Genomic DNA, 20,201 nt, shown 5'->3' with positions numbered 1-20,201 from the left:
GCGGATTTTTCCCCCTGAACGCCAAGCGAGAGCGTTATCGGAGACCCGCGCGGAAATCAACGAGAGACACCTCGCGGCCCGAAGGCACCGAACGTGCCCCCGTGTGGCCAAACGTGGACGCCATAAACGCTACCCCACCAAAAAGGGCAAACATCAAGGCGTTCGACATCAGGGTCCGGCCACCATCAGAATCCTCGCACCTAGCTTAAGTTAGTGGCATTGCCCCTCCGGCCCGTCCGCCGGTGTTTCGCCGGAGACGCCGGTGACGTTATCGCCCAACCCCCGCCGCTTCGCTCGAACGGCCGGGATAACGGCTGTTTCCCGCTATCGGTCGCCGATTACCGCGGGCAACGAACTCAAGCGCCAGGTTCCGCCATCCGGCGCCCGGACGCCGGTGCCGACTTTCAGGCCGGGGAATTCGCGGAACAGGGAAAGCAGGGCGATTTCGGTCTGCACGCGCGCCAGGGACGCGCCCAGGCAGAAGTGGGGTCCGTGCGCGAAGGAGAGGTGCCCGATGCCGCCCCGGGCGGGGTCGAACTCGTCGGGTCGGGCGAAGAAGCGCGGGTCGCGGCTGGCCGCGCCGATCGCGATCGTGACGGCGGCGCCGTCGGGGATCACCACGCCATCGACCTCGACGTCCCCGACGGCGAACCGGGGGACGGTCAGCAGTTGCGGGCCGCAGAAGCGCAGCACCTCCTCGACCATTCCGGGGCCGATCCGGTCGGGGTGCGCGGCCAGCACCTCGATCGCGTTGGAGATCAGGTTGCCGGGGGTCTGACCGGCCAGGATGAGGTGCCAGGCGAGGGTGATGAGCTCGTCGTCGGTCAATTCGCCCGCGATCAGCGACGAGAGGACGTCGTCGGCCGGGTTGGCCTTCTTGTGGGAAATGAGTTCTCGGGCGCTCTCGATGATTTCCGGGATGGCGTTGATGAAAGCGGGGCCGTATCCTGCGGAAATCGCGGCCCCGTATTCTCGCCACCGTGGGCGGCTTTCCTCGTCGACCCCCATGAGTTCGCAGATGACCTCCATCGGGAGACGGGCGGCGAAATCGGTGACGAGGTCGACCGGGTCGGACAGGTCGGCCAAGAAACCGTCGACGATCCGCTGCACGCGGTCGCGCAGGGCGTCGGCTTGGCGCACGGAGAAGCCGGGGGCGGTCACCCGGCGCTGGCGGGTGTGCTCGGCTCCGTTCATCTCGCCCATGGTCCGCAGGTACCGCAGGCACGAGTCGGGGATGCCGGGCGGGCGCAGGAAGCTCCGTTCGTTCAGCTCGAACCGCGGGTCGGCGAGGACCGCGCGGGCCGGGGCGTGCCTGGTCACCGCCAGCAGGTCGGACATCCCGGGGATCGCCAGGCGGACGACGGGGGACTGCTCGCGGGCCCGGCCGTAGACGGTGAACGGGTCGTGCAGGACGGCGGGGTCGGACAGGTCGATCTCGGGCAGCATGCTCGGGCTCCAGATGTTCAATTCAGATGTTCATATCATCTGGATACCGACAGTATCCTGTCCGTCAAGACCGGAGGTGCCATGACCCGCCTGACCAGGGCGCAGACCCAGGAGCGCAACCGCGCCCGGGTCATCGAGGCCGCCCACGCCGAGTTCGCCGAACGCGGCTTCCGCGACGCGAAGATCGACGCGATCGCCGAGCGCGCCGGCCTGACCAGGGGCGGGGTGTACTCGAACTTCCCGGGCAAGCGCGCCCTGTACTTCGCCGTCCTCGCGGGCATGGCGGAAACGACCCGCCCCTTCGCCCAACCGGGCACCGACCTCGCAACCGCCCTAGGCGCCTTCGCCGCGGGCCGACTCGGGCGGCTGGACGAGACGGGGATCGCGGCCCACCTCGACGCGGAGATCACCGCCGACCCCGCCCTGCGCCTGGCGTACCGCGCGCTGCTGGGCCTGAACGCCCTACTCCTCGGCCTGGCCATGGAACGCCTGGCCCCACCGGAAAAACCCCCGGGCGCCCCCGACCCGCGACGAGTCCGCCAGGCGGAGGCAGTGCTGACCACCTTGCACGGCGCCACCCGACTGGCCACCACGGCCCCGGGCTTCGTCGAACCATTCGACGCAATAGGCGCCTGCGAAAACCTGGCAACCCTGAGTCTCGACGACTGGTGGGCCCCGCCGCAAGAACCGGCGCGGGTCGATGAGGTGGACCTGCCGTGGGCACCGCGTGCGGTGGCGGATCTGGTGAGTGGGTCCTCGGTGGTGGTGGAGGACGGGGTTGTCGCGGTGCTGGGGTTGCACCGGGCGCCGGTGATCGAGGAGTCCGCCCGGGCCGGGCTGCCGGTGACCGCCGTACTGGTCACCAACCAGCCGGATGAGCTACTTCCCTTGGCCCACATGGTGATCGCGGAGACCACGACGTGCGTGCGCCAGGCATTCCCCCGGGAGTCGTGGCCCACCCTCAAGGTCACCTGCGACCCGACGATCGCCCCGGCCGTAGGCCTCACCGCCACCAGCGACGCCACGGAACTGGCGGTCCGCGTGGAAAACGGCCGAATCACCGCCAAAGCAGAAGGCCCCGGCGCCTGCCACGCGGTGAGCGCCCGGAAAACCTGGGTGACCGCGTAGCTTGAGGCGCCGGGCGCCGCGTGAATCCGTTGCCCCCAAGGGGTCCCAGAGGCGCCGGGTCGCCTCTGGGACAGGGGGAGGGTCAGGACAGGCGGACGGGCAGGGACAGGATGCCCCGGTGGATCAGGCTCGGCTGGTACTCCACGGTTTCCGTGGCCAGGGTGAGGTCGGGGGCCCGGTCCAGCAGCGTGCGGAACGCGGCCTCCGCCTCGATCCGCGCCAGCGGCGCGCCGACGCAGTAGTGCAGGCCCAGGCTGAAGCCCAGGTGGCGGCGGGCCGGGTGCTTGCCGTAGTAGCGGGTGATGTCCAGTTCGGCGGCGTTGTCGAAGACCAGGTCGTCGCGGCTGGCGGAGGCCGTCAGGACGACCACGCCGTCCCCCCGCCGGAACTGGCGGTCGCCGACGACCGTGTCGGTGAGCGCGACCCGGATGGTGAACTGCGTCGGCGCGTCGTAGCGGAGCATCTCGTCGATCGCCGACGCCATCAGCTCCGGGCGCGCACGCAGCAGCGCGAGCTGGGCGGGGTTGCGCAGCAGCGCCAGCATGCCGTTGCCGATCAGGTTGATCGACGTCTCCATGCCCGCCACGAGGAGCAGCACGCAGAGACCGAGGATCTCCTGCGAGCTGAGCTGGTCCCCCGACTCCTCCACCGCGATCAGCTCGCTCAGCAGGTCGTCGGTCGGGTTGGCGCGCTTCTGCTCGATGAGCTGGTGGAAGTACCCCAGCGCCTCCCGGGCCGCGAGCCCCCGGGTCTCGATGTCCGATGCGGACAGCAGGTGGTCCGGGTCGCTGCCCCGGGCGATGGCCAGCTGCCAGGACCGGAACAGGGGACCGTCCGACACGGGCGCGCCGAGCAGTCGGCCCGGGATCATCGCCACGGCGAGGGGGACGGCGAGTCCATTGAGGACGTCGAGCTCGCCGGTCTCCATGGCCGCGTCGACCAGCTCGTCGACGACGCTCTGCGCCAGGGGTACCATCTCCGACACGGTGCGGGGCGTGAAAGCCTTGTTCACCAACCCGCGCAGCCGCCCGTGCTCCGGCGGGTCCATGCGCACGAACGAGCCGGGGATGGCCGCCACGGTGTCGCGGAAGGGGCTGATCCCCGCCGAGTAGCCGTGGCCCCAGTCGGCACCGGTCAGCACGGCCGCGCACTCGTCGTACCGGGTGACCAGGGTGACCGGCACGTCGTCGAGCAGGTGCGGGAGCAGGGCGCCCTCGGCGCGCAGGCGGTCGTAGCTCGGGTACGGGTCGCTGTTGTCCTCGACCCAGAAGGCGGGGACGGAGAGCGCGGTCATCGCGTGGGCTCCTCGGGGGTGACGCGGACGAGCAGTTCCGACATACCGCGCACCACCAGGTTCGGCCGGTACGGCGGCGGGTCGTGGGGCAGGTCGAAGGCGGCGACCCGGGTCGCGATGGCGCGCAACGCCATCTCCATCTCCAGTCGGGCCAGCGGGGCGCCGATGCAGTAGTGCAGCCCCAGGCCGAACGACAGGTGCCGGTTGGCGCGGTTGCCCGCCGCGTAGCGGGTGATGTCGAAGCGGTCCGGCTCCGGGAAGGCCCTCGGGTCGCGGTTGGCGGATCCGAAGAGGACGATGACCGCCTCGCCGGGCGCGAACACCTGGTCGGAGACCGTGATCTCCGTGCGCGCCGTGCGGGTCGTCAGGTGCACGGGCGCGTCGTAGCGCAGGACCTCGTCCGCCGCCGCGACCGCCAGGTCCGGGTTGGACTTCAGCAGCGCGAACTGGTCGGGGTCGCGGATCAGCGCCAGCACGCCGTTGCCGATCAGGTTGACCGTCGTCTCGTGCCCGGCCACCACCAGGATCAGCAGCGTGCCGAGCAACTCCGTCGGGCTCATCGTGGCCCCGTCGGCCTCCGCCCGCACCAGCCGCGTGATCAGGTCGTCCTGCGGGGCCTTGCGCCGCTGGGCGATCAGGTCGCCGAAGAAGTCACGGAACCGGTGCACCGCGGCGGTTCGCGCCGCGAGTTCCGCGGGCGACAGCAGCACGTCCGGGTCCAGACCGCGGGCGATCCCCGCCGACATCTGCCGGACCTCGTCGTGCGCCTCGGCGGGCACACCGAGCAGTTCGCACACCATGGTCAGCGGCAGCGGGTAGGCCAGCGCCTCCAGGATGTCCACCGGGTGGTCGCCGCCCTCGGCCAGCAGCTTGTCGAACAGGTCCGCGACGACCTGCTCGGTCCGGCCGCGCAGCCCCTCGATGGTGCGCATGGTGAACGCCTTGCTGACCAGCCCGCGCAACCGGGTGTGGTCCGGCGGCTCCATCCACAGGAACGACCCGGGCAGCTCCACATCGCTGTCGGGGTGCAGCAACTCGGACTCTTCCGCGTGGCTCCAATCCGGGTTCTGCATGATCAGGTTGGCCTCGTGGTACCCGGGCACCAACCGCGTGCCCAGCGGCCCGGGGATGAACGGGCCCGCCTCGCGCAGCACCGCGTAGCTGCGGTACGGGTCGTGCCGCCAGTCCGGGGCGACGGACTGCAAGACGGCCAGTTGCACGGGGGTGAGGGCGGAGGGATCTGCTGCGTGGTCTTCCTGCACCGAACGGCTCCAGTTCGTCGACGTCCCTGGCGGAATGCTCGGTGCCCCCGGCCGACCGGGTCAACGGTCCCCGACCAGCGCCAATCGCGCGATAGCCGATTCGTGATCGCCCGGGGCGATGACGCTATTGGCAGGCCTTATCGAGCGGGTGTGGACGGCGCCCATTCACGTGCGATTCACGCCGATGCCACAGACCGCTGATTCGCTCACGGCGTGATCCCACCGGCCTCGACGTCCCAGGCGGAAGCCTTCGGCAGACTGCTCGACCCGGCCAACCGCGCCGATCCCTACGCGCCCGCCGCCGAACTGCGCGCGCTCGGTCCCGTGCACCGGACCCCGCTGGGCCTGCGGTTGCTGACCCGGCACGCGGATTGCGCCGCCGTGCTGCAGAACTCCGCGTGGAGCCACGCCGCCGAGGCCGCGCAGCTGCACCCGAGCGTGCCCGACGAGGACGCCACGCGCGAGATGCCCACGTCCTTCCTGTGGATGGATCCGCCGGACCACACGCGGCTGCGCACCTTGGTGTCCAAGGCTTTCGTGCCGCGCATGGTGACCAGGCTGCGCCCGCGGATCGAGGCTCTTGCCGAGTCCCTTGTGGACAACGCGCTGGCAGCGGGGGACTTCGACCTGGTCCAGGAGATCGCCTACCCGCTCCCGCTGACCGTCGTCTGCGAGCTGATGGGCATCCCCGCCCAGGCGCACCCCGACGTCCAGCGGTGGGCCCAGGACTTGGCCCGCGGTTTCGACCCCGACCCGCTGATGACCCCCGAGGCGCACGCCGCGCGCAGCGCCGCCGCCCGGGACTTCATGGCCTACCTGCGCGGGCTCGTCGACGAGCGCAAGTCCGACCCGCGCGACGACCTGCTCACCGCGCTGTCCCAGGTGGAGGACCGCGGCGACGTCCTCACCGAGCTGGAACTGCTCAGCACCTGCCTGACCACGGTCGTCGCGGGCCACGAGACCACGGTCAACCTGGTCGGCAGCGGACTGCTCGCCCTGATGCGCAACCCCGACCAGCTGGCACTGCTGCGCGCCCGCCCCGAGCTGATACCGTCCGCGGTGGACGAACTGCTCCGCTACGAACCGCCCGTCCAGCTGACCACCCGCGCGGCCACGCGCCCGATGACCTTGGCGGGCGACGAGTTCGCCCCCGGCGACGGCGTGGTCGTGCTCATCAACTCGGGCAACCGCGACGAGGCGGTGTTCGACGACCCGGACCGCCTCGACGTCACCCGCTACCACGACCGGACCCCGGCACCCGCCCGGCACCTCGCGTTCAGCCTCGGCATCCACTACTGCCTCGGCGCCCCGCTGGCCCAGCTGGAGATGCGGGTCCTGCTGGAAGTGCTGTTGCGCAAGGTGTCCGATCTGGAGCCGCTCACCGACACCCCGCCGTACAAGCCGAACCTGGTCGTGCGCGGCCTCGCCGCGCTGCCGACCCGCTTCACCGCCTAGAGGAGGGGCCATGGTCTCGCCGTTCGACCCCGAGGTGCGCGCCGACCCCGCCGCGGCCTACCGCGCCCTGCGCGAAGCCGGTCGGCTGCACGACTACGTGCCCGGCATCCACCTCGTGCCCCACTACGCCGATTGCGACGTCATCTTCGGCGACCCGGACTGGGGTCACGGTTACTTCTCCGGCATCAACCCGTTCCGCCCCGGGATCGACCCGAAGACGCTGCCCGGCTCCTTCTTGTTGATGGACCCGCCGGACCACACCCGCCTGCGGTCACTGGTCACCAAGGCGTTCACGCCACGGGCCATCGCGGGCCTGCGCACCCGGATCACCGAGATCGCCGACGACCTGCTCGACCACGCGATCGGGTGGGGCGAGGCGGATTTCGTCACCGACATCGCCTACCGGCTGCCGCTGACCACCATCTGCGAGCTGCTGGGCGTCCCGGCCGCCGACCACGCCGTGTTCGGCCAGTGGGCCTCCGCGATCAGCCGCGGCCTCGACCCGGACGCGATGCTCACCGACGAGGAGAAGTCCGCCCGAGCCGCCGCCGTCGCCGCGTTCCACGGGTACTTCACCGAGCTGATCGCCGAACGCGCCCGCACCCCGGGGCCGGACCTGCTCAGCGGGCTGGTCGCGGTCGCCGAGGGCGAGGACCGGCTCAGCACCAAGGAAATCGGCGACATCGGCGCGCTGCTGCTCATCGCGGGCCACGAGACGACCATGAACCTCATCGCCAACGGCGTGCTCGCCCTGGCGCGGGAACCCCGGCAGCGCGAGGTCTTGGCCGACAACCCGGACCTGGTGCCGATCGCGGTCGAGGAGTTCCTGCGGTTCGACACCCCGGTCCCGTTCCCGACCCGGGTCGCCATGCGGGACCTGGAGTTCGCCGGCCGGTCGTTGCCGCGCGGCACCGGGGTGATCCTGCTGGCCGCGTCGGCCAACCGCGACCCCGAGGTGTTCACCGACCCGGACCGCCTCGACGTGCTGCGCTTCGACCCCGCGCGCGGCACCCGCAAGCACCTGGCGTTCAGCCACGGCCCGCACTTCTGCCTCGGCGCCCCGCTGGCCCGGCTGGAGGCCACCGTGCTGTTCGACCGCCTCCTGCGCCGCGCCCCCGACTACGAGCTGCTCGACACCGCGCCCCGCTACCGGTCCAGCGTGTCCATGCGCGGCCCCGAATCCCTCCCGGTCCGCTTCCGCTGACCGGGCGAGTCCACCGAGAAGTCCGCCAGACCCGGGCGCCCGCCGTTCCCGCCCGACCTGGGGCACCCGCCGATCCCGCCCGATCGGGGCACCCGCTGATCCCGACCCGCGAAGGAGTCCCGCCGTGACCACCACGCTGCACGCGATCCTCGACGGCGTCGCCGCCGACCACCCGCACGTGCGGGCCACCTTCCCGGCCGAGCGCGAGTCGATCACCTACACCGACCTCGCCGCGTCCGCCCGCGCCATGGCGGCCGGGCTCGTAGCGCGCGGTGTCGAGCGGAACGAACCCGTCGGCATCCTCTGCCCCAACGCCCCCGAGTTCCTCCAGTCCCTCTTCGCCGTGAGCGCGGCGGGTGGCGCCGCGACCCCGTTGCCCCTCCCGCTCGGTATGCGGCACGCGGGCGCCTACCCGGCCCGGCTCGCCGCCATCGCCGAGGTCGCGGGGATGCGCCGAATCCTGGTGTCGCACCGGTTCGGCGCGCTCGCCGACGGACTCCGGGAAGCCGTGCCGGGCCTGGAGATCATCAGCACCGCCGACGCCGCGGGTCCGGGCGAGCTGCCCGAGGTCGGCCCCGACGACCTGGCCATCGTCCAGTTCACCTCCGGCAGCACGTCGCTGCCCAAGGGCGTGCGCCTCACCCACGCCAACGTGGTCGCCGGGCTGCTCGCCATCCGCGAGGGAATCCAACTGGGGCAGGGCGACGGCGGCGGCTTCTGGCTGCCGCTCTTCCACGACATGGGCCTGTTCGGCACCCTCTCCGCCGTCCTCATCGGCATCCCGGCCCACGTCTGGTCCCCGCTGTCGTTCATCAAGGACCCGGCCCGCTGGCTGCGCGAGTTCCTCGACAGCGGCGCCACGATCACCGCGATGCCCAACTTCGGCTACGACCAGCTCGCCGCCATCTCCGACGACGACCTGGCGGGCCTGCGCATGGACCACTGGCGCGTCGCGTTCAACGGCGCCGAGCCGATCTCCGAGGCCACCGTGCGCGCGTTCGTCGAGCGGTTCGCCCCCGCCGGGTTCCGCCCGTCCACCATGTTCGGCGTCTACGGCATGGCGGAGGCGACCCTGGCCGTCACCTTCCCGCCGCTGGGCCGCGCGCCGCTGTTCGAGCACGTCGACCGCGACAAGCTCGCCGACGGCGGACGGGCGGTCCAGGTCGAGCACGACGCCCCCGGTGCCCGCGCCGTCGCGGGTGTGGGCGAGCCGGTGCGCGGTGTGCGGCTGCGGATCGTCGACCCCGAGGCGGGTGCCGAACTGCCCGAGGGCCAGGTCGGCGAGATCCTGATCCAGGGCGATCCGGTCACCCCCGGCTACCTCGGCCTCGAGCAGTCCCTTGTGGACGGCTGGCTGCCGACCGGCGACCTCGGCTACCGGCGCGGCGCTGAGGTGTTCGTCACCGGCAGGCGCAAGGAGATGATCACCGTGCGCGGCGCCAACTTCTACCCGCAGGACGTCGAGGCCGTCGCCCGCGCCGTGCCCGGGATCTTCAAGGGCCGCTGCGTCGCCGTCGCCGCCCCCGGTGGCGCCGAGGTCATGTGGCTCATCGCCGAGTGCGGCCGCAAGGGCGACGAGGCCGCCGCCGTGGCCACCGCGCTGCGCACCGCCGTGTCCACCGAACTGGGCCTGGCTGCCGTCGAGGTGCACCTCGTCGCGCCCCGAGCGCTCCCGCGCACCAGCAGCGGCAAGTTCCAGCGGCTCGCCGCCCGCGATCTCGTGACCTCCGTGACCTCCGTGACCGAAACCGCTTAACCCCCTTGGAGTGCCCGTGCACAGCTACGACGTCTTCCGCCACTACGAGCGCCTGCACTGGAAGCTCAGCGACCTCCAGGTCGACTCGATCGACCGCGACCTGGTCAAGCCGGCGTACATCACCCTGGCCAAGAGCGCGACCATGGGTGAGTCCAACGTGATCGCCGCCGTGCACGGCTTCCTCAACGAGTTCGTCGACGACTACGACTTCTCCACCTTCGCCGTGGTGTGGGGCTACCAGGAGGTCCAGCACCACTACGCGTTCCGCTCGTGGCTGGCGGGCGTCGGCGAGTCCGTGGACGACCGGGCCGTCGACGCCATGCGCGCGCCGTACGCGCCGGGCACCAGCCCGTCCGCGACGCTGGCCACCAACATCATCTCCGAGCTGACCGTGAACCACGTCTACCGCGCGGTCGCCGCGTGGGTCGAGGAGCCGGTGCTCAAGGGCCTGCTGCTCAGCGCCAGCCGGGACGAGGCCGGGCACGCCCGCGAGTTCATCCACTACACCACGAAGCGGCTGGAGCGCAAGCCCGAGGAGCTGCCCTCGGTGCTGGAGACGCTGTACGTGTACAGCTCCGAAGCGAAGATCAAGCACCCGGTGAGCACCTTCAAGTCCGGCATCGGCGAGGGCCTGGAAGAGCACGAGACCATCGACACCGGCTTCGAGCTGTTCCTGGAGAAGGTCGCCGCCGACGGCGAGCTGGACGTGCTCCAGGACAAGATCCGCCGCACCTTCGGCAGCATGACCGGCCTCGACCTGAGCAGCAACGCCAAGGTGCGCCGGGCGCTGGCCGAGGCGCTGGCGTGAGCGTGCAGGTGCCGTGGTCGGTGCTGCCGGACTACCGCTGCTTCGGCTGCTCCCCGCACAACCCGCACGGCCTGCGGCTGGCCTTCCACCCGCGCCCCGACGGCCTGCTGGCCCGCTTCACCCTCGACCGGGGCTTCGAGTCCTACCCCGGTGTCGTGCACGGCGGCCTGGTCGGCGTCATCTGCGACGAGACGATCGGCAACCTCATCGTGCTGGAGCGGCACAAGCCCGCGTTCACGGTGTCGATGCGGACCCGGTTCGTCACCCCGCTGCTCGTCGGCCGCGAGTACCGCTGCGTCGCGACGCTGCGCGCGGACGGGGAGGAGCTGTTCCACGGCTCCGCCGAGGTGCTCGACGCCGACGGCGGCGTGTGCGCGACCGCGTCCGCCGTCTACCAGCCCTTCGCCCTCGACCAGGTGCGCCACCAGCTGACGCTGGACGACGCCGAGGTCGACCTGCTTTCCCGCGCCATCAACCCCACCGCCATCAACCCCCGGTAGGAGCACCGAGATGACCACCAGCCTCACCGAGATCACCGCCACCGTGACCGGCATCGCCGCCGCCGAGATCGGTGTCCCGGCCGCCGAGCTGGCCCCCGAGACCGACCTGCGCGGGGTGGAGGGCGTCGACTCGGTCAAGGTGCTGCGGATGATCGCCAAGATCGAGCGCGAGTTCGACATCGAGCTGGAGGACGAGGACGTCTTCGGCGTGTCCACCGTCGCGGAGGTCGCCGCGGTCGTGGAGAAGGCGCTGGGCGCCAAGTGACCGCCGCGCCCGCCCACGCCGAGACCAACCAGCACTACGACCTCGACCCGGAGGTTTTCGGCCAGTTCCTGGACCCGCTGCGCAAGTACAGCTCCGCGCTCTACGCGTCCCCGGAGCAGCCGCTCGCCGAGGCGCAGGAGAGCAAGCTGCGCTACGTCGCCAACCACCTCGGATTGCGCGGCGGTGAACGGATCCTGGACATCGGGTGCGGCTGGGGCTCGCTGATCCTGTTCATGGCCAAGGAGTTCGGCACCCGCGCGCTCGGCGTCAGCCCGGCACCGCGCCAGCACGAGTACATCGCGCGCCGCGCCGCCGAACTGGGCGTGACCGACCTGATCAGCACCCAGGTGGGCCACTTCGAGGTCATGGACCTGCCCGCGCGCTCCTTCGACGCGATCAGCATGCTCGGCTCGATCGTGCACATGCCCGACCTCGACGCCGTGTTCGCCAAGGCCAAGGGGCTGCTGCGCAAGGGCGGACGGCTGTACGTGTCCGAGAGCTGCTTCCGCAGCGACGCCGTGCACGCCGCGTTCGACCGCAAGGCGGGCACGGACTTCGTCCGCGAGGACATCTTCGGCTGGGGCGACATGCGCCCGCTGTCGGAACTCGTCGCGGGCGCCGAGCGCGCCGGGTTCTCCATCGTCGCGGTGGACGACCTGACCGCGCACTACTACCGCACCATCGAGGCGTGGATCGCCAACGTGGCCGCCGCAGCCGACAAGCTCGACGCGCACGAGCCGGGCCTGGCCGCCAAGCTGAGCCACTACCTGGAGGTCGCCAACGCCGGGTGGGGCTACACGACCAAGCACTACGCGCTCGTCTGCGGGAACCACCGATGAGCCTGCTGCCCGCGCGCGAGGTCGCCGACGCGGTCGACAGCTTCATGGCCGCCTCCCCTGCGGCCCGGGGCTGGGACGTGGAGACCGCGTTCGACTGGTCCGCCGCCGACGCCAACCGGCTGTCCGAGGGGGAGGTGTCCGCGGTCCGGTTCATCACGCTGATCGAGGACCACCTGCCGGGCTACTTCGACATCTACCACAAGCACTTCCCGGTCGACGGCGAAGTGGACCCGTCGGTGTTCGTGCACAACCGCGAGCTGTACCACTTCACCATCCGGTGGGCGTTCGAAGAGGACACCCACGCCCGCGCGCTGACCAGGTACCAGGTGGCGTCGGGGATCGCGGAGCGCGAGGCGCTGTGGGCGGAGCTGGCCGAGGAGGGGCGCAAGGAGTTCGCGCTGCCCCTGGCGCACCCGGTCCAGTTCTTCGCCTACGCGCTGGTGCAGGAGAAGGCCACGCAGATGTACTACCAGCACCTGCGCGACGTGGTCGCCGACCCGGTGCTCAAGGCGGTGCTGACCAGGCTGTCCCGCGACGAGGCCCGGCACTTCACGTTCATGGCCGATGTGGTCACCCGCTACCTCAGGGCCTACGGCGACGACGTGGTCGACCCGATCCGGGACGTGATCGCGGGTTTCCGGATGCCGCTGGCCGACACCCTGCGGGGCTACTGGCGGTGGGCGCTGAAGATCGCCGACGTGGCGAAGTACGACCACACGGAGGCCTACGAGCACCTCATCAAGGTGATCGACCGGGCGGTGGACACCAAGTCCGACCGCCAGGCCGAGCTGACGCGGTTCATCGCCAGTTGCACATCCCTCCCGGCGTGATAACCGGGAGTTCACGCAATTGTCGAGGAAATGTCGAAAATGGTCCGGGACCCCGCCCGTGGTTGACCCCGCGGGGCCCCGGACCATTTTCGCTCCGTCAGCCGAGGCCGCCGGTCAAACCGCCGAGCAGGCTCGTGACCAGGCCGAGCACCGTGTTCAGCAGACCCGTGACGATACCGAGCAGATCACCCATGATGTGAACTCCTTCCCGGTTTTCCCTCGTCGGAGATGCCACCCCGACACCATTGTTTGTACGGTTTGGACCGACTTGTCCGCGAGGAAATACCCACTCTGGAGTGTCACCCGATAGGGTGGACTAACGAAACGCGATCATGACCTGATCAGGGGTAACTACACCCACCTGCGGTTTGTCAAATAATGACGAACCCTCGTCTGTGGACTAAGATCCACCCGTCCGATACGGAGCGGGTCACGCTGTGCGGCCGTGTGGGTTAAGCCTTGGGCTGGAAGAGCATGCACGTGCAGGAGCCGTGGGCGACCAGCTTCCCGTCGCCGTCGTGCACCCGCGCCTCGGCCGTCGCGGTGCTCCTGCCGACGTGGATGGTGGTGGCCGTGCAGGTGAGCCGGGAACCGTCCATTCGGACCGTCCGGATGAAGTTCACCTTCAGCTCCAGCGTCGTGTAGAGCACCCCGTCGGGAAGGCGGGTGAACACCGCGCTGCCCATCGCGGTGTCCATCAGGGTCGTGATCACACCGCCGTGCACGACGTACATCGCGTTGATCGTCGCCGGGTTCGGGTCCAGGAAGTAGACCGCCCGGCCCTCCTCCAGCTCCTGCACGGTGACGCCCAGCGACACCCCCACGCCCTGGCCGCTGGTGACGCCGTGCGCCAGGACGGTCCGCAGTTCCTCGATCCGGGTGGACGCGCTCATTCGAACCCAAGCCTCTCCGCAGGTTGTGGACCCGCCGAGTCGACCAGCGCCGGGTGTCGCCCGCGTGAACGGCGCGTGGCCGGTCGCGGAGTCCGATCGCGTGATCGGCCGCCGTGATCGCCCGCCCCGAATCGGTGGGTCGGGATTCACCGACCGTTCGCCGAAGACCGTCCCGGCGTTACCGAACCTCGTTCACTGTGGGACGGGAGGAGGGAGCGCCCGATGGAGTTCAGGTACCTGGTGTCCTTCCTCGCCATCGCCGACGAGCTGCACTTCGGCCGGGCCGCGGCCCGCGTGCACCTCACGCAACCCTCGCTGAGCCAACAACTCCAGCGCCTGGAGCGCACCCTCGGCGTCACGCTCGTGGTGCGCAGCTCGCACGAGGTCCGCCTGACCCCGGCGGGGGAGGCGCTGCGCGAACACGCCGACGTGATCGTGCGCCTGCTCGACCGCGCGGGCCGGGCCGCGCGCGAGGCCGCCCAGGGGCGGGTGGGCCAGGTCCGGGTCGGCTACAACTTCACCGGCTGGCAGGAACTGCTGCCCGCCGCGCTGGCCCGGATGCACCAGCGGTTCCCGGACGTCGCGGTGGAACTGCGCGAGCAGCGCTCCGGCCCGCAGCAGGCCGCGGTGGCCGGTGGCGAGCTGGATGTGGCGTTCCTGCACGGATCCCCGAACACCGCCGACCTCGCGCACCGGTTCCTGATGTCGGTCCCGATCGTCGCGCTCGTCGGCACCGCGCACCCCTGGGCCGCCCGCGCGTCGGTGCGCTTCGCCGAACTCGCCGGGCAGCGCTGCATCCTGTTCGGCCGCGACCAGAGCCCGGCCATGCACGACGCGATCCAGGCCGCCGCGGAGCGCACCGGCACCCGGCTACGGGTCGAGGATCACGTTGATGACCTCGCCGCCACCGCTATCGTGGTGGCGACCCAACCGGTCGTCGGGTTCGTCTCCGCGCACCGCGGCGACCACGCCCGCGCCAGCGGGCTGGGCTCGGTGCCGGTGCCGCTGACCGATCCCACTCCGAAGGTCGACCTGCACGCGGTGTGGCGCGCGGGCGACCAGTCCAGGGCCGTCCGGGCCTTCCTCGGCTGCGTCCTCAACGATAGTGCGGGAATCGAGTTCCACGACAACGGCGTCGAACTGTCCTGTTAGGAAGGCTTGTCCCCCGAGGAGCCCCTGCCATGCAGTTCCAGCAACTGGTGTCGTTCCTGGCCATCGCCGAGGAGCACAACTTCGGTCGGGCGGCGCGCAGGCTGCACCTGGCCCAGTCCTCGATCAGCCTGCACCTCAAGCGGCTGGAGCGCGAGGTCGGCGTCGAGCTGGTCGCGCGGTCCTCGCACCGGGTCAGCCTCACGCCCGCGGGCGAGGTGTTCCTCGACGAGGTGCGGCAGGTGCTCGACCTGGCCGACAGCGCCGTGGCGGCGGCCCGCGCGGTCGCCTCCGGACGCGCGGGCACGCTGCGCGTCGGGTTCAACTTCGCCGCGGGCAGGCTGGTGCTGCCGCCCGCGCTGGTCCGGATGCACGCCGAGCACCCGGACCTGCGCGTCGACCTCACCGAGAAGCGCAGCGGACCGCAGCTGCGCGCGCTGGCCGACGGCGAGCTCGACGTCGCGCTGGTCTTCGGCGCGCCGACCGCCCCCGGCCTGGTGTCCGCGCAGGTGTCCCGCGTGGACCTCGTGGCCCTGGTCACCGAGTCGCACCCGTGGGCCCGCCGCGACCGGGTCCGGTTCCGGGAGCTGGCCGGGCAGCCGTGCGTCCTCTTCGGACGCGAGCAGTGCCCGGCGATGTACGACGAGCTGCGGGCCATCGCCGGGCGCACCGGCACCGAACTGGCCGTGGTCGCCGAGATCGACGACCCGCTGGCCACCGCCGCCACCGTGCGCGCCCGCCGGGTCGTCGGCTTCGCCTCGGCCCCGCGCTGGGACCAGAACGGGCTCGCGGGCCTGGTGACCGTGCCCATCGTGGACCCCGTGCCGAGCCTGGCCATCCACGCGGTGTGGCGGCGCGACGCCGAGACGCTGCCGGTGCGGGCGCTGCTGCGCTGCCTGGCGGCGGGTGATCACGCTGACCTATCGACCGTTCGCCCCTTGGTCGTTGCCCAGCGGGCCGCCGGGGCTCGAGGATCGGAGCCGCGTCGGACGACGCGAGCCCGTGCCATGGCCGGGGCCCGCCCCGGCCGCAGAATGGAGTGACCGTGCGCGAGACAACCGCCCCCACAGTCGCAGCGGAGTGGTCGGTCCCGGCCCTGGTCGAGATCGCCGACCACGACACCCTCACCGCCGCGGTGTTCCACCGCGCGGTCGACGACCCCGCGCGCCCGGTGTTCAGCACCCGGGTCGCGGGTGACTGGGTCGACGTCGGCCACGGCGAGTTCGTCGACCGGGTGCGCGAGGTGGCGGGCGCGCTGCTGGCCGCCGGTGTCGCGGCGGGTGACCGGGTCGCGATCCTCGGACCGACCGGCGTGGACTGGGCGGTCGCCGACTTCGCCGCGCTGGCGATCGGCGCGGTCGTCGTGCCGATCTACCCGACCGCGTCCGCCGAGCAGGTCCGGCACGTGCTGGCCGACGCCACCCCGTCGGTCGTCTTCGTCGTCGAGCGCGCGCGGGACGTGGTGCTCGACCTCGTCGACGACCTGAAGCGCGTGTGGACACTGGGGGAGCGCCCCGAGGGCACCGCCGACCCGGCCCTGTTCGAGCAGCGCCGCGCGGCCGTGCGCGCCGACGACGTGGCCACGATCGTCTACACCAGCGGCACCACCGGCACGCCCAAGGGCTGCGTGCTCACGCACCGCAACATCCTGCACGCGGCCGTGAACGTCGTGCGGCTGCTGCCCGAGCTGTTCCTCGCCGAGGGCGCCTCGACGCTGCTGTTCCTCCCACTGGCCCACGTCTACGGTCGGGTGGTGCAGTTCGGCTGCGCCTGGGCGGGCACCCGCACCGGCCTGGTCGGCGACGCGGCCGAACTGGTCGGGCAGCTCCCGGTGTTCCGGCCCAGCTTCCTGGTCGGCGTGCCGTACGTGCTGGAGAAGATCCGCAAGGCGGTCCGGCAGCGCCCCGGGTTCGCCGACGTCGAGGCCGAGCTGGTCGCGTACGGCGCCGCGGTCCGCGCGGGGGTCGACCTGCCCGCGCCGACCGGTCCGGCGGTCGACGGGTTGACCGCGCTGCTCGGTGGCCGGCTGCGGCACATGATCTGCGGCGGCGCCTCGCTCGACACGTCCACTTTGGACTTCTTCACCGGGGTCGGCCTCGAGGTGATCGGCGCCTACGGCCTCACCGAGACCACCTCGACCGTGACCATGAGCGCCCCCACCGCGAACCGGCTCGGCGCGGTCGGCCGCCCCGTGCCGGGGACGACGGTCGCGGTGGCCGAGGACGGCGAGATCCTCGTGCGCGGCCCGCACGTCTCGCCCGGCTACTGGCCCGACGCCACGGGCGCGCCGGACTGGGTGCACACCGGTGACCTCGGTGCGCTCGACGCCGACGGGTACCTGCGGATCACCGGGCGCCGCAAGGAGATCATCGTCACCAGCGGCGGCAAGAACGTGGCCCCGGCGCCGCTGGAGGACCGGCTGCGGCTGCACCCGCTGGTGTCCAACTGCATGGTCGTCGGCGAGGGCCGGTCGTACGTCACCGCGCTGATCAGCGTGGACCCCGCGGTCGCCGAGAAGTGGACCGGTGATGTCGAGGCCGCGCTCCAGGAGGCGGTGGACGCGGCCAACGAGCTGGTGTCGCGCGCGGAGTCCATCCGCCGCTTCCACGTCATCACCGGGGACTTCACCATCGCCCGCGGCCACCTGACCCCGTCGCTGCGGCTGCGCCGAGCGGCCGTGGAGGCCGATTTCGCCGCCGAGATCGCGTCGCTCTACGCGGCCGAACGCCCCGCGTGATCATTCCCATATTTGTTCGACCGCTGTGAATGACGATCGGCCGACCGCGTATTCGCGGTCGGCCGATCGTGCTATCAGTTGGCTTTCATCCAGCACACGTAGTCGAAATCGACCTTGCCGACCAAAGTGCCACTACCGTCGTGCAGGAGAGCTTTTCCGGTCATTTCGTACCGCTCGGCGGTGGTCTCCGCCACGATTCGGGAGCAGACCGCGGCCTCGACGGTCCCGGTGGCCCGCACCCGACCGGTCGCGGGCCGCAGGAAGCTGACCTTGCTCTCGCGCAGCACGAAGCTCTGCACGGCCGCGATGCGCGTCGCGACGGCCCCGGAGAAGGCGGCGGCGCAGGCCACCTCGGCGGCCAGCCACATCGCACCGGCGTGCACGGTGCCCAGGTGGTTGCGCATGGTGGGCAGGTCGGCGACCTCGGCGACGGCCTCGGTCGGGCCCAACTCGGTGACCCGCACGCCCACGTGGTTGTTGAACGGCACCACGGCGTCCACCATCTGGCGGATCCGCTCGTAGTCGGGTCGGCCGTCCACGACGGCGGCGGCCAGCGCGGACTGCGCGGCGTTCACTTCGGCGGAGAACTTGCTCTTGGGAGGCATGTCGTGGAAGTAGACTACGCGATTCTGGACACCGGGTTAACCGATGCCGTGCGGGGCGGTAAATAACGCCGGTCGAAAATGGGCTCGATCGTCGCGATAGATGGCGTGATAGCGATGCCCGATGAGCGTTGACCGGCCTCGGACGGCTTGCGTAGAAATGTCGGTGAATGCAATCGAAGCCCAGCTCGGGAGTCAAACCCATGTATGACGCGATCGTGGTCGGCGCCCGCTGCGCGGGCTCGCCGGTGGCCATGCTGCTCGCCCGGCGCGGCTACCGGGTGCTGCTGGTGGACCGCGCCACCCAGCCCGCGGACACCGTGTCCACCCACTACCTCCAGCAGTACGGCCTGGCCAAGCTCAAGCAGTGGGGGCTGCTGGACACCCTGGTGGCCGCCGATGTCACCCCGATCACCCGGATGGTCATCTCCTACCGCGAGAACGTCATCGCGGGCTTCGCCGACCCGTACGAGGGCATCGAGGCCACCTACGCCCCGCGCCGCACCTTGCTCGACCCGATCCTGCTCGACGGCGCCCGCGCCGCGGGCGTCGAGGTCCGCGAGGGCTACACCGTGCGCGAACTGCTCTTCGAGGGCGACCGCGTGGTCGGCGTCAAGGGCTCGACCGGCGGCGGCGAGCCGACCGAGGAGCGCGCCCGCATCGTGATCGGCGCCGACGGCAGCCAGTCGTTCGTCGGCAAGGCCGTCGGCGCGGAGATCTACCGCACCATCCCGGCCGCGTCGTTCGTCTACTACTCCTACTGGTCCGGTCTCAAGACCGACTTCCACAGCCGCATCGGCGTGGACCAGCAGGTCGGCGTCTGGCCGACCAGCGGTGGCCGCACGCTGCTGGCGATCATGAAGCCGCTGGACCGCTGGGACGAGTTCCGCACCGACGTCGAGGCGAACTTCCTCCAGGTCGTCAAGGACATCGTGCCGGACATCGCCGAGCAGGTCGCCGACGCCGGGCAGCGCGAGGAGCGCTTCACCGGCATGCGCTACCCGGACAACTTCTACCGCCGCTCGCACGGCCCCGGCTGGGCGCTGGTCGGCGACGCCGGCTACCACAAGGACCCGATCACCGGGCAGGGCATCAGCGACGCCTTCGTGCACGCCGAGCTGCTGGCCGACCAGGTCGAGCTGGGCCTGTCCGGGCAGCGGCCGCTGGACGAGGCGGTCGCCGACTACGTCGCGGCCCGCGACGAGCGCACCGCGTCGGCCTTCCAGTTCGCCGCCACCGTCGGCGAGCTGGCGCTGCCCGCGCAGCTGGAGGTCATCTTCGGCGCGCTGGCCGCGCACCCGGACAACGCCAAGGCGTTCTTCAACCTCATCGCGGGCGCGACCACCGGGGAGCAGTTCTTCCACCCCGACCACGTCGCCACGATGCTCGGCCGCGCCTGATGCCGGTCCGCCTGCTGACCCTCGGCGACAGCTTCGCCGAGGGTCGGGGCGACCCCAGGCCGGACGGCACCTTCGGCGGCTGGGTGCCGCCGCTGGCCGAGTCGCTGGGCATCGCCCCGCACGAGGTGGTCAACACCGGCGCCTACATGGCCACCACCCAGGACGTCATCGACCACCAGCTGGCCCGGGCGCTCAGCGCGGACGCGCCGCTCTACGGGGTCACGGTGGGCGGCAACGACCTGGTGCGCAGCTCGTTCGACGAGGTGGCGTTCCGCCGGAACCTGCGCCACATCCTGGGCGGCCTCGGCCTGCGCGGCGCCCGGGTGTTCACCATCAACTGGCCCGACATCCCGGGCAAGCTCCCGGGACTGGCGCCCGCGCAGCGGCAGGCGCTGCGCGCCCGGTTCGCCGCGGCCAACGACTTCATGGACAAGCTCACCGCCGAGCTGGGTGTCGTGCGCTACGACATGGTCGACACACCGCTGACCCGCGACCCCGCGATGTGGGGACCGGACGGCATGCACCCGAGCCCGGCGGGACACCGGGCCATCGCGGCGGGATTCGCCGAACTGCTCTCCTGACCGGCCACCAGTCCACTCAGGACTTCCCGGCCAGTGCCCAGCCGAAGGGACG

General features: G+C 71.3%; 19 protein-coding genes. 14 read left to right on the top strand and 5 right to left on the bottom strand.

Going from position 1 to position 20,201, the window contains the following annotated elements:
• Window positions 1–324: 324 nt before the first annotated feature.
• Window positions 325–1,446 carry a cytochrome P450 gene (locus CLV40_RS26405; RefSeq protein WP_104481677.1) on the bottom strand — a complete coding sequence of 374 codons (1,122 nt, stop codon included), beginning with the start codon at window positions 1,444–1,446 and terminating at the stop codon, window positions 325–327.
• Window positions 1,447–1,527: 81 nt separating this feature from the next.
• On the opposite strand from CLV40_RS26405, the gene CLV40_RS26400 reads away from it, so the two are divergent.
• Window positions 1,528–2,574: a TetR/AcrR family transcriptional regulator gene (locus tag CLV40_RS26400; RefSeq protein WP_104481676.1), complete on the top strand. Its 1,047-nt coding sequence runs from the start codon at window positions 1,528–1,530 to the stop codon at window positions 2,572–2,574.
• Window positions 2,575–2,656: 82 nt separating this feature from the next.
• Here the strand turns inward: CLV40_RS26400 and CLV40_RS26395 are convergent, their stop codons facing one another.
• On the bottom strand, window positions 2,657–3,868 hold the full coding sequence (locus CLV40_RS26395) for a cytochrome P450 (protein WP_104481675.1): 1,212 nt from the start codon (window positions 3,866–3,868) through the stop codon (window positions 2,657–2,659).
• Window positions 3,865–5,130: a cytochrome P450 gene (locus CLV40_RS26390; RefSeq protein WP_104481674.1), complete on the bottom strand. Its 1,266-nt coding sequence runs from the start codon at window positions 5,128–5,130 to the stop codon at window positions 3,865–3,867. Before CLV40_RS26390 ends, CLV40_RS26395 begins: the two co-directional genes overlap by 4 nt.
• Before the next feature lie 213 nt (window positions 5,131–5,343).
• Between CLV40_RS26390 and CLV40_RS26385 the strand changes: the two genes are divergently transcribed.
• The 8 genes from CLV40_RS26385 (at window position 5,344) to CLV40_RS26350 (ending at window position 12,787) form a co-directional block, all read left to right on the top strand.
• Window positions 5,344–6,585: a cytochrome P450 gene (locus tag CLV40_RS26385; protein WP_104481673.1), complete on the top strand. Its 1,242-nt coding sequence runs from the start codon at window positions 5,344–5,346 to the stop codon at window positions 6,583–6,585.
• 10 nt (window positions 6,586–6,595) lie between these two features.
• Window positions 6,596–7,789, top strand: a complete 1,194-nt coding sequence (locus tag CLV40_RS26380; RefSeq protein ID WP_104481672.1) for a cytochrome P450 — start codon at window positions 6,596–6,598, stop codon at window positions 7,787–7,789.
• A gap of 124 nt (window positions 7,790–7,913) precedes the next feature.
• Complete coding sequence (locus tag CLV40_RS26375) at window positions 7,914–9,545, top strand: AMP-binding protein (protein WP_104481671.1); 1,632 nt, start codon at window positions 7,914–7,916, stop codon at window positions 9,543–9,545.
• A gap of 16 nt (window positions 9,546–9,561) precedes the next feature.
• On the top strand, window positions 9,562–10,353 hold the full coding sequence (locus CLV40_RS26370; protein WP_104481670.1) for a ferritin-like domain-containing protein: 792 nt from the start codon (window positions 9,562–9,564) through the stop codon (window positions 10,351–10,353).
• Window positions 10,350–10,853 carry a PaaI family thioesterase gene (locus CLV40_RS26365; protein WP_104481669.1) on the top strand — a complete coding sequence of 168 codons (504 nt, stop codon included), beginning with the start codon at window positions 10,350–10,352 and terminating at the stop codon, window positions 10,851–10,853. Before CLV40_RS26370 ends, CLV40_RS26365 begins: the two co-directional genes overlap by 4 nt.
• 10 nt (window positions 10,854–10,863) lie before the next feature.
• Complete coding sequence (locus CLV40_RS26360; protein WP_104481668.1) at window positions 10,864–11,118, top strand: acyl carrier protein; 255 nt, start codon at window positions 10,864–10,866, stop codon at window positions 11,116–11,118.
• Window positions 11,115–11,957 (top strand): SAM-dependent methyltransferase, encoded by an 843-nt coding sequence (locus CLV40_RS26355; protein WP_104481667.1) that lies wholly within the window; start codon window positions 11,115–11,117, stop codon window positions 11,955–11,957. The genes CLV40_RS26360 and CLV40_RS26355 overlap by 4 nt, the downstream gene beginning before the upstream one ends.
• Entirely contained in the window at window positions 11,954–12,787 is an 834-nt protein-coding gene (locus CLV40_RS26350) for an acyl-ACP desaturase (RefSeq protein ID WP_104481666.1), read from the top strand. Before CLV40_RS26355 ends, CLV40_RS26350 begins: the two co-directional genes overlap by 4 nt.
• Window positions 12,788–13,239: 452 nt before the next feature.
• Here CLV40_RS26350 and CLV40_RS26345 read toward each other — a convergent pair whose 3' ends face one another.
• Window positions 13,240–13,680 (bottom strand): PaaI family thioesterase, encoded by a 441-nt coding sequence (locus CLV40_RS26345; protein WP_104481665.1) that lies wholly within the window; start codon window positions 13,678–13,680, stop codon window positions 13,240–13,242.
• A 222-nt stretch (window positions 13,681–13,902) separates the two neighbouring features.
• Here CLV40_RS26345 and CLV40_RS26340 point away from each other — a divergent pair, with 222 nt between their 5' ends.
• Genes CLV40_RS26340 through CLV40_RS26330 form a run of 3 tightly spaced genes read left to right on the top strand, consistent with a single transcriptional unit; the run spans window position 13,903 to window position 17,566 of the window.
• Window positions 13,903–14,832, top strand: a complete 930-nt coding sequence (locus CLV40_RS26340; protein WP_104481664.1) for a LysR family transcriptional regulator — start codon at window positions 13,903–13,905, stop codon at window positions 14,830–14,832.
• A 29-nt stretch (window positions 14,833–14,861) separates the two neighbouring features.
• On the top strand, window positions 14,862–15,872 hold the full coding sequence (locus CLV40_RS26335) for a LysR family transcriptional regulator (protein WP_104481663.1): 1,011 nt from the start codon (window positions 14,862–14,864) through the stop codon (window positions 15,870–15,872).
• A 2-nt stretch (window positions 15,873–15,874) separates the two neighbouring features.
• Entirely contained in the window at window positions 15,875–17,566 is a 1,692-nt protein-coding gene (locus tag CLV40_RS26330; protein WP_104481662.1) for an AMP-dependent synthetase/ligase, read from the top strand.
• Window positions 17,567–17,640: 74 nt separating this feature from the next.
• On the opposite strand, the gene CLV40_RS26325 is transcribed toward CLV40_RS26330, so the two are convergent.
• Window positions 17,641–18,171, bottom strand: a complete 531-nt coding sequence (locus CLV40_RS26325) for a PaaI family thioesterase (RefSeq protein WP_104481661.1) — start codon at window positions 18,169–18,171, stop codon at window positions 17,641–17,643.
• Window positions 18,172–18,371: 200 nt separating this feature from the next.
• On the opposite strand from CLV40_RS26325, the gene CLV40_RS26320 reads away from it, so the two are divergent.
• A complete protein-coding gene (locus CLV40_RS26320; RefSeq protein ID WP_104481660.1) occupies window positions 18,372–19,568 on the top strand; it encodes an NAD(P)/FAD-dependent oxidoreductase in 1,197 nt (398 codons plus the stop codon).
• Entirely contained in the window at window positions 19,568–20,149 is a 582-nt protein-coding gene (locus tag CLV40_RS26315) for an SGNH/GDSL hydrolase family protein (RefSeq protein WP_104481659.1), read from the top strand. The genes CLV40_RS26320 and CLV40_RS26315 overlap by 1 nt, the downstream gene beginning before the upstream one ends.
• Window positions 20,150–20,201: the final 52 nt, after the last annotated feature.

Origin of the sequence: Actinokineospora auranticolor, from assembly GCF_002934265.1 — a bacterium.
In the GTDB taxonomy this organism is placed as follows: Bacteria; Actinomycetota; Actinomycetes; order Mycobacteriales; family Pseudonocardiaceae; genus Actinokineospora; species Actinokineospora auranticolor.
This window is presented reverse-complemented; position numbering and strand designations above follow the sequence as displayed.